The 14,591-nt window shown below is 70.1% G+C and carries 15 protein-coding genes; 8 read left to right on the forward strand and 7 right to left on the reverse strand.

Annotated elements, in window-relative coordinates:
- Nucleotides 1-4 precede the first annotated feature (4 nt).
- Genes A5705_RS12095 through A5705_RS12105 form a run of 3 tightly spaced genes read right to left on the reverse strand, consistent with a single transcriptional unit; the run spans nucleotide 5 to nucleotide 2,227 of the window.
- Nucleotides 5-571: a TetR/AcrR family transcriptional regulator gene (locus A5705_RS12095; protein WP_067873663.1), complete on the reverse strand. Its 567-nt coding sequence runs from the start codon at nucleotides 569-571 to the stop codon at nucleotides 5-7.
- A gap of 12 nt (nucleotides 572-583) precedes the next feature.
- Nucleotides 584-1,420 carry an SDR family oxidoreductase gene (locus A5705_RS12100; RefSeq protein WP_067873666.1) on the reverse strand — a complete coding sequence of 279 codons (837 nt, stop codon included), beginning with the start codon at nucleotides 1,418-1,420 and terminating at the stop codon, nucleotides 584-586.
- A 3-nt stretch (nucleotides 1,421-1,423) separates the two neighbouring features.
- Nucleotides 1,424-2,227, reverse strand: a complete 804-nt coding sequence (locus A5705_RS12105) for an SDR family oxidoreductase (RefSeq protein WP_067873669.1) — start codon at nucleotides 2,225-2,227, stop codon at nucleotides 1,424-1,426.
- 217 nt (nucleotides 2,228-2,444) lie between these two features.
- Between A5705_RS12105 and A5705_RS12110 the strand changes: the two genes are divergently transcribed.
- The 3 genes from A5705_RS12110 to A5705_RS12120 are packed head-to-tail and all read left to right on the forward strand — an operon-like array spanning nucleotide 2,445 to nucleotide 6,066.
- Nucleotides 2,445-2,873, forward strand: coding sequence for an MmpS family transport accessory protein (locus tag A5705_RS12110; protein WP_231964220.1), 429 nt, complete (start codon nucleotides 2,445-2,447; stop codon nucleotides 2,871-2,873).
- Nucleotides 2,870-5,701 (forward strand): RND family transporter, encoded by a 2,832-nt coding sequence (locus tag A5705_RS12115; protein ID WP_067873675.1) that lies wholly within the window; start codon nucleotides 2,870-2,872, stop codon nucleotides 5,699-5,701. Before A5705_RS12110 ends, A5705_RS12115 begins: the two co-directional genes overlap by 4 nt.
- Complete coding sequence (locus A5705_RS12120; protein WP_067873679.1) at nucleotides 5,698-6,066, forward strand: SRPBCC family protein; 369 nt, start codon at nucleotides 5,698-5,700, stop codon at nucleotides 6,064-6,066. Before A5705_RS12115 ends, A5705_RS12120 begins: the two co-directional genes overlap by 4 nt.
- 13 nt (nucleotides 6,067-6,079) lie before the next feature.
- On the opposite strand, the gene A5705_RS12125 is transcribed toward A5705_RS12120, so the two are convergent.
- Complete coding sequence (locus A5705_RS12125) at nucleotides 6,080-7,183, reverse strand: cytochrome P450 (RefSeq protein WP_067873682.1); 1,104 nt, start codon at nucleotides 7,181-7,183, stop codon at nucleotides 6,080-6,082.
- A 71-nt stretch (nucleotides 7,184-7,254) separates the two neighbouring features.
- On the opposite strand from A5705_RS12125, the gene A5705_RS12130 reads away from it, so the two are divergent.
- Both A5705_RS12130 and guaA read left to right on the forward strand, forming a co-directional pair.
- Entirely contained in the window at nucleotides 7,255-7,830 is a 576-nt protein-coding gene (locus A5705_RS12130) for a TetR/AcrR family transcriptional regulator (protein WP_067873685.1), read from the forward strand.
- 32 nt (nucleotides 7,831-7,862) lie between these two features.
- Nucleotides 7,863-9,440 (forward strand): glutamine-hydrolyzing GMP synthase, encoded by a 1,578-nt coding sequence (gene guaA, locus A5705_RS12135; RefSeq protein WP_067873688.1) that lies wholly within the window; start codon nucleotides 7,863-7,865, stop codon nucleotides 9,438-9,440.
- A 76-nt stretch (nucleotides 9,441-9,516) separates the two neighbouring features.
- On the opposite strand, the gene A5705_RS12140 is transcribed toward guaA, so the two are convergent.
- Nucleotides 9,517-10,104: a hypothetical protein gene (locus A5705_RS12140; RefSeq protein WP_156738235.1), complete on the reverse strand. Its 588-nt coding sequence runs from the start codon at nucleotides 10,102-10,104 to the stop codon at nucleotides 9,517-9,519.
- 89 nt (nucleotides 10,105-10,193) lie between these two features.
- Here A5705_RS12140 and A5705_RS12145 point away from each other — a divergent pair, with 89 nt between their 5' ends.
- The 3 genes from A5705_RS12145 (at nucleotide 10,194) to A5705_RS12155 (ending at nucleotide 12,855) form a co-directional block, all read left to right on the forward strand.
- Complete coding sequence (locus tag A5705_RS12145) at nucleotides 10,194-10,865, forward strand: hypothetical protein (RefSeq protein WP_067873691.1); 672 nt, start codon at nucleotides 10,194-10,196, stop codon at nucleotides 10,863-10,865.
- A 6-nt stretch (nucleotides 10,866-10,871) separates the two neighbouring features.
- Complete coding sequence (locus tag A5705_RS12150) at nucleotides 10,872-12,446, forward strand: DNA polymerase Y family protein (protein WP_197516879.1); 1,575 nt, start codon at nucleotides 10,872-10,874, stop codon at nucleotides 12,444-12,446.
- A gap of 100 nt (nucleotides 12,447-12,546) precedes the next feature.
- On the forward strand, nucleotides 12,547-12,855 hold the full coding sequence (locus A5705_RS12155) for a hypothetical protein (protein ID WP_067873694.1): 309 nt from the start codon (nucleotides 12,547-12,549) through the stop codon (nucleotides 12,853-12,855).
- Nucleotides 12,856-12,869: 14 nt separating this feature from the next.
- Here the strand turns inward: A5705_RS12155 and A5705_RS12160 are convergent, their stop codons facing one another.
- Complete coding sequence (locus A5705_RS12160) at nucleotides 12,870-13,817, reverse strand: nucleoside hydrolase (protein WP_067873698.1); 948 nt, start codon at nucleotides 13,815-13,817, stop codon at nucleotides 12,870-12,872.
- An 18-nt stretch (nucleotides 13,818-13,835) separates the two neighbouring features.
- Nucleotides 13,836-14,573 (reverse strand): 2OG-Fe dioxygenase family protein, encoded by a 738-nt coding sequence (locus A5705_RS12165; RefSeq protein WP_067873828.1) that lies wholly within the window; start codon nucleotides 14,571-14,573, stop codon nucleotides 13,836-13,838.
- Nucleotides 14,574-14,591: the final 18 nt, after the last annotated feature.

Below are 14,591 nucleotides of genomic sequence, written 5' to 3' on the forward strand. Positions count from 1 at the left end.
TGCCTCACGCCTGCATTGCGCTGATCCACTTTTCGAGCCGGCGTGCCTGATGCGCCATGACCTCGGGCCGCGCCAGGGCGTTGGTCAGCACCGCGCTGCCCTCGTAGGCGATGACGAGTTCGAGCGCCAGGTCACGGGCGTCGCGGCGGCCCATGGCTTGGAATTGCTGCTCGGTCCAGTCCAGCAGGGTTTGCATGATCGGCGCGGTGAGCGCGGGCGACTGGCCCGGCTGGTTCGCCAGCTCGGTGCACAGCGTTCCCAACGGGCAGCCGTGGTCGGCGATGGTGTCGCGCGACTCCGCCAGCATCCCCACGAGTGCCCTGAGCCGGGCCTTGGGGCTGCCGTGCCGGCGCTGCAGCGCGGCGGTGGCGGAGCGGATCTCCTCGGTGCGCGCCTCGACGACGGCGGCCACGATGTCGTCTTTGGTCTTGAAGTAGTAGTACACGTTGCCCAGCGGCACCTCGGCGGCCTCCGCGATGTGCGCGAGTGTGGTGCCCGCGATGCCCTGGCGGTAGAACAGGTCGCACGCGGCCGCGATCAGTCGCTCTCGCTTACCGGTTGAGTCAGCCATATCACTCACGGACTATAGACGGCACGCTTCCATGCTCAGGTTCCACAGCAGGTCCCGGTTCTCCGGCGTGTTGTGCGCGGTCCTGACCTTCTTCGCCCTGCGGTTCGCGAAGTACTGCCCGGAGAGCTGGGCCGCTTCGGGTGAGTCGGCGAGGAACACCGACGTCGCGGCGCCTCTGTCCGGGGACCGCGAAAAGGGCAGCGCCGCATAGGAGATCGCCCGGAAGACACCTTCAGCCCCGCGCATCATCGGCGTCCTGACGATCCCGGGGTGTACGGCGTTCGCGGTGACGCGCGTCGGCGCCAGCCGCTGCGCCAGCTCGACGGTGAAGAGCAGCACGCACAGTTTGGACGCGGCGTAGGCGCCGATGGTGGAGAACCGGCGCTCGCTTTGCAGGTTCTCGGGTTCGAATTTACCGGCGCGGTAGACGCTCGAGCTGAGGTTGACGACCCTGCCCTGTGGGCTCTTTTCCAGTGCGTCGAGCAGCAATTGGGTGAGGTAGAACTGCGCGAGGTAGTTGACCTGGAACGTCGTCTCGTAGCCGTCCTCGGTCAGCGCGCGCTGCGGCATGACGACGCCGGCGTTGTTGACCAGCACGTCCAGCCGCGGGTAGCGCGCCGCGAACTCCTGGGCCAGCCGGTGCACCTGCGCGAGCGACCGCAGGTCGGCGGTGAGGTAGCCGACGTCGCGGTTGCCGGTGGACGCCACGATTTCCGATGTGACGGTCGCGGCCTTGGCCTCGTTGCGCGCGGCCAGCACGACGGTGTGGCCCTTGCGGGCCAGCGCGGTCGCGGTGACCTTGCCGATGCCGTCGGTGGCGCCGGTGATGAGGCAGATCGGGTTGTCCATGGACTACGCGGTGGTCGTCGTGGCGCGGGTGGGCCGTGCCAACATGCGCGACATCATCGAGCGGGTGACGGCGGCCGGGACGAGCGCGGTCGTCACCCGGTTGAGCCGGCCCGGGATGCAGTGGGTTCGATTGCGCTCCAGTGCGCGCAGCGCCTCACGCGCGCAAGCGTCCGGGGCCATGGGCGGCATCGGCAATTTGTCGGGGTGCAGGCCCAATTGGGCGATCGCCGGGGTGCGGGTGGGCCCGGGGTGCAGCACCGTGACATGCACACCGTGCTTGGCCAGCTCGCCGTGCAGGCCGGCGCCGAGGCTGGCCACATAGGCCTTGCTCGCCGCGGTGTTGGCCAGGTACGGGACGCCGTGTTTTGCTCCCAGCGCGGAGACCAGCACGATGCCGCCGCGGCCGCGCCGCGCGAGCCGCTCGCCGAAGTGGTGCGTGAGGCCCAGGTGCGCGGCCGTGTTGAGCCGCAGGATTGCCCGCTGCGCCTGCAGATCGGAGCCCACAAAGGGCCCGGGCAGTGCCTCGCCGGCGTTCGACACCAGCAACCCGACGTCGATGTCGTTGGTAGCCTGGGTGATTGGCGTCAGCATGCCCGGGTCGGACAGGTCGACGCAGACGGCGCGACAGTCGACGCCGTACCCCCGGGCCAGCGCCGCGCCGAGGTCCTGCAGGGCGGCCTGACGCCGCCCGACCAGCACCACGTTGATGCCCGCTTCGGCGAGCTGGTGTGCGAACTCGCGCCCGATGCCCGACGACGCCCCCGTCACGACCGCCCAGGGCCCGAACCGATCTGCGTTGATACTCATGGTGTTTGGACCTCTCCTCAGACGCTCCGCAGGGCCAGAGCGGGATTGTGGCTTAGTTGCACAACTTACTATTCCGATAGGTTCTCTGGCAAGGGCTGATTGATGACCACCTGAATACCCAAATAATTCGCTGCTAATGGCCATTGCGTTGGGACGGTTGGGGTAGCTACTGTGTTGGTCAGCTGACTTAATCCGCACGATGACATCGAGGCCGAGAATGAGTGTCGTCAAACGCGCGTGGATTCCGCTGGTGGTCGTGCTCGTGGTCGCTCTCGCGGGTTTCGCCGTCTACCGGCTGCACGGGGTCTTCGGCGCCCGGGGTGCCGCGTCGGCGACCGCCGCGCGACCCGATGAGATCAAGCCCTTCGATCCCAAGCGCGTGACCATGGAGGTCTTCGGGCCGGCCGGAAGCGTCGCCGACATCAACTATCTCGACGTCGACGCCGCACCGCGGCGCGCCGACGCCGTGCCCCTGCCGTGGACGTACAGCGCGGCCACGACTGACCCGGCGGTCAGCGTCAACGTCGTCGCGCAGGGCGACGACGCGGTCATCGGCTGCCGCATCACGGTGAACGGCGGCGTCAAGGCCCAGCGAACGGTCGCGGGAATTCATCCGCAAACCTTCTGCCTGGTGAAGTCCGCGTGATCGCGCGCACGGTACGCCGGCTCTCGGTGCCCATCCTGCTCTTCTGGCTGGGGCTGGCCGCGGTCACCAACATCGTTGTCCCGCAACTGGAAGCGGTCGGCGAGGCGCACGCGGTGTCGATGAGCCCCGACGACGCCCCGGCGGTGCGGGCCATGAAGCGCATCGGCCGGGTGTTCAACGAGTTCGACTCCGACAGCGCGGTGATGGTGGTTCTCGAGGGCCAGACGCCGCTGGGCGACGCGGCGCACCGCTTCTACGGCGACCTGGTCGGCAAGCTCGCCCAGGACCGCAAGCACGTCGAGCACGTCCAGGACTTCTGGAGCGATCCGCTCACCGCCGCCGGCTCGCAGAGCCCCGACGGCAAGGCCGCCTACGTCCAGGTCTTCCTCGCCGGCCGCCAGGGCGAGACGCTGGCCAACGAGTCCGTCGACGCCGTCCGGCGGATCGTGTCAAACACCCTGCCGCCCAACGGGATCAGGGCCTACGTCGCCGGACCCGCTGCCGTGACCACCGATGAGCTCGAATTCGGCAACAAGAGCGCCCGCAAGGTGATGGGCGTGACCGTCGGGGTCATCGTGCTGATGCTGCTGATCGTGTACCGCTCGCTGGTCACCGTGCTGCTGACACTGCTGATGGTCTTCATCGAATTGCCCGCCGTGCAAGGGGTGATCGCGGTCCTCGGAGACCACCGGATCCTCGGGCTCTCGACCTTCGCCGTGCAGATCCTTCCGATTCTCGCCATCGCCGCGGGGACCGATTACGCGATCTTCCTCGTGGGCCGATATCAGGAGGCCCGTCAGGCCGGCGAGGACCGCGAAGCCGCCTACTACACCATGTTTCGCGGCAGCGTCCACGTGGTCCTCGGGTCGGGCCTGACCATCGCCGGCGCGATGCTGTGCCTCAGCTTCACCAGGCTGCCCTATTTCCAGACCCTGGGCGCTCCCTGCGCGATCGGGATGTTCACGTTGGTGGCGGCCGCGCTCACGCTGGGTCCGGCCGTCATCACGGTGGGCAGCCGATTCGGCCTCTTCGACCCCAAACGGACGATCAAGACGCAGGGGTGGCGGCGCGTGGGCACCGCCGTGGTCCGCTGGCCCGCACCGATTCTCGCCGCCTCCGGCGCGACCGCGCTCGTGGGGCTGCTGGCGCTGCCGTCGTTCACGACTAGCTACAACGACCGCCGTTACCTGCCCCCGACCACGCCGTCCAACATCGGCTACGCCGCCGCCGACCGGCACTTCTCACCCGCGCGGTTGAACCCCGACCTGATGTTGCTGCAGACCGACCACGACATGCGCAACCCCGCCGACATGCTCGTCCTGGACCGGGTGGCCAAGGGCGTCTTTCAAGCCGACGGCGTCGCTCGCGTCCAGTCCATCACCAGGCCGCTGGGCGCCCCGATCGCGCACACCTCCATTCCCTTTCAGATCAGCATGCAGGGCACCACGCTGACCGAGAACATGAAGTACCTGCACGACCGCATGGCCGACATGCGCGCGATCGCCGATCAGATGACCGGCGTCATCGACACCATGCAACGCATGCTCGTACTGATGCACCGGCTCGCCGGCACCACCCACGACGTCGCGGGCCGGACGAGGCAGGTCGTCGCCGACACGAACGAGGTACGCGATCGCATCGCCGATTTCGACGACTTCTTCCGGCCGCTGCGCGGCTACCTTTACTGGGAGCGGCACTGCTTCGACATCGGAGTCTGCTGGGCGCTGCGGTCGGCGTTCGACGCGCTCGACGGCGTCGACAAGGTCACCGACGACCTCGGCGGTCTCGTGAACGACACCGACCGGCTGGATGACCTGATGCCGCAACTGATCTCGCTGCTGCCGCCGATCATCGACGCCACGACGACCATGCGCGCCATGACGATGACGATGTACAGCACGTTCGCGGGCCTGCTGGATCAGATGGACGCCGCGCAGCAGGGTGTCGCCGCGATGGGGCAGGCCTTCGACGCGGCCAAGAACGACGATTCCTTCTACCTGCCGCCGGAGGTCTTCGACAACCCGGACTTCAAACGCGGCCTGGCGATGTTCCTTTCGCCCGACGGCAAGTCCGCCCGCCTCATCATCACCCACGACCGGGATCCCGCGACCCCCGAGGGGGTTTCGCACGTCGACGCGATCGAAAGGGCGGCGCGCCACGCCGTCAAGGGAACTCCCCTGGCGGAAGCCAAGATCTACCTCGGTGGCACGGCGCCGACGTACAAGGACATGAGTGGCGCGGCGAAATACGACCTGCTGATCGCGGGAATCGCCGCGGCCTGCCTGATCTTCGTCATCATGCTGGTCATCACAGGAAGCGTCGTCGCGGCCCTGGTCATCATCGGCACGGTGGTGCTGTCGTTGGGCGCCTCGTTCGGGCTGTCGGTGCTGGTGTGGCAGGACATCCTCGGTATTCCGTTGCACTGGCTGGTGATAGCGATGGCCGTGATCATCCTGCTGGCCGTGGGGTCGGACTACAACCTGTTGCTGGTCTCCCGGTTCAAGGAGGAGATCGGGGCCGGCATCAAGACCGGCATCATCCGCGCCATGGGTGGAACCGGTGCGGTGGTGACCTCGGCGGGCCTGGTGTTCGCGTTCACCATGTCGTCCTTCGTGTTCAGCGACCTACGGATCATCGGTCAGTTCGGCACGACCGTCGGCATCGGACTGCTCTTCGACACGCTGGTGGTGCGGTCGCTGATGACGCCGTCGATCGCCGCCCTCCTCGGACGCTGGTTCTGGTGGCCCCGGCGGGTGGGCGTCGGCCGTCGGGCGCGCCGGCCCGACGCTGTCTCGACTCGTACCGCCCGGGAGGGCGTGCCCACATGAACCCGCAGACACTGTCCGACTCGATACGCATCGCCGCCCCGCCCGACCGGGTGTGGGACCTGATCACCACCGTCGCCACCATCGCGGAGTGGTACGACACCTGGGACGCCGTCGAACACGCCACCGGCGACCAACGACTGCAATTGGGCACGTCGTTCCGCCTGATCCGGCACCGCGGCGGACGCGATGACAGCGCGCTGTGCCGCGTGACGTCGCTGCAACCGCGCCGGCGATTGTGCTGGGTGCAGTCCGCCCCGCACCGGCCCATCATGTCGGTCGAGTTCCGGCTGGTCGCCGGGGCCGACGGGGCCGCCGGCACCCTCCTGAGCCACACCAGGAGCTGGATCGAACCGGGCCTCGGGTAACGCCTCGCCATCGTCACCAGGACACCGGAAGCGCGGTGAGCCCGCCGGCGAGCACGTCGCTTCGCGTGGGCAACGCCGCGGGATCGACCGTCAGGCGCATCGACGGGAATCGCGGGATCAGTTGCCCAAAGACGGTTTTCAACTCGATGCGCGCCAACGGAGCCCCGAGGCAATAGTGTGCGCCGTGCCCGAACGTGAGGTGCGCGGCGTGCTTGCGGGCGACGTCGACGCGTTGCGGTTCGGCGAACGTCGTGGGGTCGCGGTTGGCCGCTCCGATGTCCAGCAGCACCAGGTCGCCGGCGCGGATGGCGACACCGTCGATGTCGAAGTCCGTTCGCGCGTAGCGGGGAATGCCGCCCACCCCACCGCCGGACGCCGTCGCTCGCAGCAGTTCCTCGACGGCGTTGGGGATCAGCGCAGGGTGATCGACGAGCGCCTGCCACTGATCGCGGTTCGACAGCAATAGCGTTGCTCCGAGCCCGATTTGGACCACCGTGGTCTCGTGCCCGGCGAACAGCAGGAACATCGACATGGTGGCGGCCTCCTCGTCGGAGACGCCGTCGGTCGCGCACAGCCGCGAGATCACGTCGTCGTCCGGGTGCGCGCGCTTGCGCTCGACCAACCCGCGACCGTAATCGAACAGCTCGGCCAGCCCGCGCTCGGAGCGGGCGTGATCGCGCACGTTGCCGGCGTCCTCCGCCCACGCGCGGAACTGGTCACGGTCGGAATAGGGCACCCCGAGCAGCTCGCAGATCACCAGGATGGGCAGCGGCAGCGCCAGCCGCGCGTGCAGGTCGGCCGGCGGGCCCTGGTCCGCCAGTTCGTTCAGCAGCCCGGTGGTGAGCGTTTCCACTCGCGGCTCCAGCGACCGCAGGTGCCTGGGCGAGAAATGGGGCTGCAGCAGCGCCCGCATCCGCGCGTGGTCGGCCGCCTCGGTGTCGAAGTCGCCCAGGGGGCCGCCGAACAACGCGGATTCCCCCGTGCGCGCGGCCGTTTCGGGTTCGCGGTGAGAGCGACCGAGGCGATCGTCATCCAGCAGCCGTCGCACCTGGGCGTAGTCGGTGACCAGCCAGGCCTCGTCGCCGACGGAGGTGAGTACCGATTGAATGGATGCCATCGGAGCCTCTTGTATAGAGCAGCATATACAAGGCTACTTGTATACTGTCTTCTAGACAAGAGGAGGTTGGCGTGACGACCGTCCAATCCGAGCCGACCCGGCGGCTGCCCCGCGCCCAGCGGCGGGAACAGATCCTCGAGGCCGCCACGCGCGCCTTCGCCCGCGGGGGCTTCGCCAAGACGGGGCTCGATGCCATCGCCGCGGAGGCCGGTGTCACCCCGGTGATCCTGTACCGGCACTTCGCGTCGAAGGCCGACCTCTACCGGGAGGTGATCGAGAGCGGTCACACTCGGCTGCGCGAGGCCACCGGCGGGCAGGAGTTCGACGATGCCAGCATCCCCGCGTTCATTCGTGCGGCTGCGGCGGATCCGGACGCCTTCCGGCTGCTCTACCGTCATGCCGCACGCGAAGCGGAGTTCCGCGACGTGATCGACACCCTCATCGAGGGTTCGGCCGAGATCACCGGGCGGTACCTCGCGGACATCGCCGACCAGCGATGGCGGGGCTGGGCGGCGCGACTGCTGCCCACCATCACGATCGACGCCGTCATCGCCTGGCTCGACGCCGGCCAGCCCGACCCCGACGAAGCCGCCACCCGAATCCGGAGCATCGTCGACGCGGTGATCGCCGCCGCGTCCGCGCAGTGAGCGCGGTCGTCGCCAGCCACTAAACTTGCGGCGTGGCCGAACCTGCCGACCCCGACGTGGTATCGCCCCGCCCCGTGCTGGTGGTGGACTTCGGGGCACAGTATGCGCAGTTGATCGCCCGACGCGTCCGCGAGGCTCGGGTGTTTTCCGAGGTGATCCCGCACACCGCCACGGTCGACGAGATCAAGGCCCGCAACCCGGTGGCGGTCGTGCTCTCCGGCGGACCGGCCAGCGTCTACACCGAGGGTGCCCCGCAACTGGACCCTGCGCTGTTCGACCTCGAGGTGCCGGTGTTCGGCATCTGCTACGGGTTTCAGGCCATGGCCCAGGCCCTGGGCGGCACGGTCGCCCACACCGGCACCAGCGAGTACGGCCGCACGGAGCTGAAAGTCCTTGGCGGCGAGCTGCATTCGGGCCTGCCCGACGTCCAGCCGGTGTGGATGAGCCACGGCGACGCCGTCACTGCGGCGCCGGACGGATTCGACGTGGTCGCTTCCAGCGCGGGCGCGGCGGTGGCCGCCTTCGAGAACCGGGGGCGACGCCTGGCCGGGGTGCAGTACCACCCGGAAGTGATGCACACCCCGCACGGGCAGCAGGTGCTCAGCCGGTTCCTGCACGACTTCGCCGGGCTCGGTGCGGAGTGGACGCCCGCCAACATCGCCGACGCGCTCGTCGAGCAGGTCCGCGCGCAGATCGGGGACGGCCACGCGATCTGCGGTCTGTCCGGCGGGGTCGATTCGGCGGTGGCCGCCGCGCTGGTGCAGCGCGCCATCGGCGAGAGACTGACGTGTGTGTTCGTCGACCATGGCTTGTTGCGCGCCGGCGAACGCGATCAGGTGCAGCGCGACTTCGTGGCCGCCACCGGCGCCAACCTGGTCACCGTCGACGCCGAGGAGACCTTCCTGCAGGCGCTGTCGGGGGTGCACAACCCCGAGGGCAAGCGCAAGATCATCGGGCGGCAGTTCATCCGGGCGTTCGAGGGCGCGGTGCGAGACATTGTGGGCGACACCGATTCTCAGGTCGACTTCCTGGTGCAGGGCACGTTGTATCCGGACGTGGTGGAGTCCGGCGGGGGCAGCGGCACGGCGAACATCAAGAGCCACCACAACGTCGGCGGCCTGCCGGGTGACCTGAAGTTCAAGCTCGTCGAGCCGCTGCGGCTGCTGTTCAAAGACGAGGTGCGCGCCGTCGGGCGTGAGCTGGGCCTGCCGGAGGAAATCGTTGGGCGCCAGCCATTTCCGGGCCCGGGGCTGGGGATCCGGATCGTCGGCGAGGTCACCGCGCAGCGGCTGGACACGTTGCGGCGCGCCGACTCGATCGCCCGCGAGGAGCTCACCGCCGCCGGCCTGGACAACCAGATCTGGCAGTGCCCGGTGGTGCTGCTGGCCGACGTTCGGTCCGTCGGCGTGCAGGGCGACAATCGCACCTACGGGCACCCGATCGTGCTGCGGCCGGTGTCCAGCGAGGACGCCATGACCGCCGACTGGACCCGGGTGCCCTACGAGGTGCTGGAGCGCATCTCGACCCGGATCACCAACGAGGTGCCCGAGGTCAACCGCGTGGTGCTGGACGTCACCAGCAAGCCGCCCGGCACCATCGAGTGGGAGTAGCTCGGCTCTCTGCGGCGAGTGTGCGGCCAGCCGCACGCTCGAGGCCGAAGGTGCGGCCAGCCGCACACTCGCGCGGTTACGCGACGAATTCGAGTCTGCCGTAGGCAATCTGGGCCGCCTCCCAGTTCCCGCCGGCATCGCCGACGAGCCGGCGGGCGACGTCGAGGTCGTCGTCCCCGGCGACCACGATCAGGGTGTGGTCGGTGGTGGTGACGGACCCGCCCCGGATGCGCTGGCGGGCGACCGGATCGGCCGCCAGCGCGGCGCCGAAGCGCGCGATGTCGACGTCCGGCACGGCGATGAGGATCGCGTCCTCGTCGGGCGCGCGCTGCGGCAGGTAGTCGAAGGTCAGCACCGCTTCCTGGTCGAACTGGCGGCGCAGCGCGTCGGCGGCGGCGTGCGACGAGCCGCTGCACAGGTGGAATTCGCGCGAGCGCTCGGGGATGCTCCGTCGCTGCGCGCTGGACCAGTACACGCCGTCGAGCGGGGTCGATCCCGTCACCGCCGCGCCGCTGAGCGCGATCGTCACGGTGGCCTGCGCCTCGAACAGGGGGTCGGCGGTCTCGGTGGCGAACAGCTCCGCCGGTTGGCAGGGCGCGGCCCGGGCGGGCGTCGGCAAAGTGCAGCAAAAAAGCACCATCAGCCACACCAGCACCGACCGCATAAAGCAGCCTCTCACGTTTCTTGACGGTTGTCGGAGGGTGGGTGTTTACTCGCCAATGTATCGAACAAACTTTCGAATGGAGGCTGGTCATGACTGCGGCTATGGCCTCCGATCACCGCGCTGAGCAGCTGGAATCGCTGCGCCGCCGGATGGCTGAGATCTCCGGGAAGATCTCCGGCAAGGTCTCCGGGCGCGGCGTCCCCGCCGACGACCTGCTGCCGGATTCGGAATCCGGGCTGGCGCTCCCGCGCTGGCTCGCGGAGTCGCTGCCGGTGCCGTTGCCGCGGGGAACGGTGGCCGTCCTGTCGGGGGCCCGGTCGCTGGTGTTGAGCGTGGTGGCCGCGGTGACGGCGGCCGGTGGCAACGCCGCCATCGTCGGCCAGCCGGACATCGGGCTGCTGGCCGCCGCGGAGATGGGGGCGGACCTGAGCCGGCTTGCGGTGATACCGGACGCCGGGACCGATCCGGTCGAGGTGGCCGCGGTGCTCGTCGACGGCATGGACCTGGTGGTGCTCGGCCTGGGCGGGCGCCAGGTGCCGCACACCCGGGCGCGGGCGGTGGTGGCGCGGGCCCGCAACAAGGGGTGCACCCTGCTGGTCACCGACGGCGACTGGCAGGGTGCGCCGACGCGGTTGGAGGCGCGGGTCTGCGGTTACGAGCTCACGGCGGGTGCGGGCTTCGGCCGCATCGGCGGGGTGCGGCTGCGGGTCAGCGGGCTGTGCGCGGGCAGGCGGGTGATCGGCCGGTCGCGAGCCGGGTGAGTTCGGATGGCTTCCTCACGCGCGCTGGCGATCTGGTGCATGGACTGGCCCGCGGTCGCGGCCGCGGCCGCGGCGGACCTGCCCGCGACGGCCCCGATCGCGATCACGTTGGCCAACCGGGTGATCGCCTGCTCGTCGGCCGCCCGCGCGGCGGGAGTGCGGCGCGGGCTGCGGCGACGGGAGGCGGCGGCCCGGTGCCCGCAACTTCACGTCGCGACCGCCGACGCCGACCGCGACGCGCGCTTCTTCGAAGGGGTGATCGCCGCGGTGGACGACCTGGTGCCCCGGGCCGAGGTGCTGCGGCCCGGCCTTCTGGTGTTGCCGGTACGCGGGGCGGCCCGCTATTTCGGGTCCGAGGAGCGGGCCGCCGAGCGGCTGATCGACGCGGTGGCCGCCGCCGGTGCCGAGTGTCAGGTCGGGATCGCCGACCAGCTGTCCACCGCGGTCTTCGCCGCGCGCGCGGGCCGGATCGTCGAGCCCGGGGGCGACGCGAGGTTCCTGTCGACGCTGTCGATCCGGCAGCTGGCCACCGAGCCGAGCCTGTCCGGTCCGGGGCGCGAGGAGCTGACGGACCTGTTGTGGCGGATGGGAATTCGCACCATCGGGCAGTTCGCCGCGCTGTCGCGCACCGACGTGGCCTCCCGGTTCGGCGCCGACGGGATGGCCGCGCACCGGTTCGCCCGCGGCGAACCCGAGCGGGGACCGTCCGGGCGCGAGCCGCCGCCGGAACTCGAGGCCGTGCTGGACTGCGACCCGCCGATCGACCGGGTCGACGCCGCGGCCTTCGCCGGGCGCTTCCTGGCCGGCACGCTGCACCAGACGCTGATGTCCGCGGGGGTGGGGTGCACCCGGCTGGCCATCCACGCCGTCACCGCCAACGGCGAGGAGCGGCAACGGGTCTGGCGGTGCGCCGAGCCGTTGACCGAGGACGCCACCGCCGACCGGGTGCGCTGGCAGCTCGACGGGTGGCTGAGCAATCGGACCGCCGACAGGCGTCCCACCGGGCCGGTGACGCTGTTGCGGCTGCAGGCGGTGGAGGTGGTGTCGGCCGAGGCGCTGCAGTTGCCGCTCTGGGGCGGCCTCGGGGAGGAGGACAGGCTGCGGGCCCGCCGGGCGCTGGTGCGGGTGCAGGGCCTGCTCGGGCCGGAGGCGGTGCGGGTGCCGGTGCTGTCCGGCGGCCGCGGGCCCGCCGAGCGGATCACGTTGATCCCGCTGGGTGACGAGCCGGTGCCCCGGGCCGACCCGGGCCTGCCGTGGCCCGGCCAGCTGCCGGGGCCGTCGCCGGCCGTGCTGCTCGATGACCCGGTGGATCTGCTTGATGCCCGATGGAATTCGATACGGGTGACCGGCCGGGGGATGTTCTCGGCCGATCCTGCCCATCTGACCTTGCGCGGCCGGGACGAGGGGCTGCGCTGGTGGGCCGGGCCGTGGCCGGTCGACGAGCGGTGGTGGGACAACCGCCCGGAGGCCGGTCAAGGGGGGAGTCGCACGGCCCGCGCCCAGGTCCTGCTGGAGGACGAGCGGGCGTTCCTGCTGTGCTATCGCCGGCGACGCTGGTATCTCGAGGGAAGCTATGAGTAACGCTGCGACTCAACGTGTTCGACGCCTTGCGAGGCGTCTGGCCGGCAACCCAAGCCTTCGGTACCGTGGTAGTCGAAGGATGTTCAGCGAAGGAGTACAGATGGCGGCTGAAATCGGCCGGCAGGTCGACGTCGTCCTCGCACGAGGAACGGGCGCCGTCCTGGAAGCTGCGCATGCGACGGCGCTCCACCTGAGCCGGATGGTCGGCGCGGTGTCAGAGGCCGCGTCCAGGGCCGTATCCAAAGTCGGCAGCGAGGCCGGTGACTTGGTCTGGAGCTACCGGCATGTCGCCGGCAACCGGCCCCCGGCCCGCGGCAACGACGATGTGCCCGCAGACTTGCCGGACCCGGGCCATCCCAACAACCTGATCGACATCCGCACCGGCGAAGTGGTTCATCGCCGGCAGTAGACCACCTGGCTCGGTCAGATTCGCCGCGCGAACGGCCCGACCCGCTCGATGAACTCCGCGAAGAACGCCGCCGGGTCCACGTCAACGCCGATCAGGGCGTTGGCTTTTCGGTCGCCCGACCAATCGGGTGTCGTCACGCCCCGGGTCGGGGTGTCCGCCAGCTCGACGTCCACGGTCGCCGCCCGGGTCGTGATCAGCCGCGGGTCCAGCGCCGCCGCGGCGGCCAACGGGTCGTGCATGAACGCGACGTAGCCGTGCCCGCGGGCCTCGTGGGACTCGAAGTAGAACCGCATCGCGTCCTCGATCACCGGGATCAACGGCGACGGGGCCGCCTCGGCAGCCAACCGGGCCAGGATGTCCGGCGTCATCGCGACGCGCCGCGTGAGGTCCAGGCCGCAGACGATCGGGAGTTGTTGCTGCCCGGCCCAGCCGGCGAACACCTCGGCGGCCGCCTCCGGATCCACCCGGATGTTCCATTCGGCCAGCGGATCGGTGTCCCCGCCGAACGCGCCGCCCATGATCACCAGCCGTCGCAGCATCCTCGGCAGCGCGGGTTCGGCGCGCAGCGCGAGCGCCAGGTTGGTCAGCGGGCCGGTGACCAGGCCGACCAGCTCGCCGGGATGGGCGTGCGCCGCGCCCACCCACGCCGCGGTGGCGTCGTGACCGGCGAGCCCGCGGTCGGTGCGGGGGAGTTCGGCATAACCCAATCCGGTCGGACCGTGGAACTTCGAGTGATGGGGCCACCGGCCGCACAGCGGTTCGTCGGCGCCCTTGGACACGGGAATCGTTGGGGCACGGCATAATTCGAGCAAACCCAGGTTGTTGGCGCAGACCTGGTCCACGTGAATGTTTCCGCCGGTCGACGCGATGCCCACCACCTCGGCGTCCGCGCTGGCCAGCAGATAGATCAACGCCATCGCGTCGTCGATGCCGGTGTCGACGTCGACGAAGATGGCGTTCACCGCCGCGACGATACCGGCCTACGGCCAGGCCGACGCGAAGGTGATCACCAGGACGTCGCGCTGCGCCGGCCCGGAGCCGTCGATCGGCCGGATCGGCGAGACGCCGTGCAGGGTGCGGCGGTCGTCGCCCAGCATCAGCGTCCCCGGCTCGGCCAGCGTCGTCGCCAGCAACTGCCGGCCATCCAGGTCGCACACCGTGCTCTCGCCGCCGATGGCGTTGCGGCGCCCGACCAGCAGCGACGTGACCAGGGTGACGCCGTCGCGGTGCAGGCCCTCGGGCGTGGGGGTGCCGTCCTCGTCCGCGCAGCATCGGACGCGGAACGGGTGCACCTTCACGTTCCAGTCGGCGACGTCGTCCAGGGCCGCTGCCACCCGGGCCAGCAGCTTGATCACCTTGTGTAGCAACGGATCCGCGGCGAACGCGTCGGTCAACGGCTCGAAGTCGCGGTCCTTGCCGACGTAGAGCGGATTGGAGTCCTCCGGCTGCGCGAACGCCAGCCTCGGCATGGGGCGCAGCACGCCGTCGCGCAGCGAGTACTGACCGTACCGGCGCAGCCGCCGCACGCCCAGCTCCGCCGCGTAGGGGTCGGGCGCCAGCTGGCGCCAGTGCCGGGCAAAGCGGGTCCATTCCTCGCGGCCCACCTCCAGGCTCCGGGTCACGTCGAGCGAGGGCAGCACGGCGACGCCCGTCGTCGCGACCAGCCGGGCCGCGGCGGCCACCGCGTCGGCGTCCGTCCACTTCTCGCAAAGAACCACCGCGCCGGGATACCGCAA

The sequence above is a fragment of the Mycobacterium sp. E787 genome, from assembly GCF_001668725.1.
GTDB lineage: Bacteria > Actinomycetota > Actinomycetes > Mycobacteriales > Mycobacteriaceae > Mycobacterium.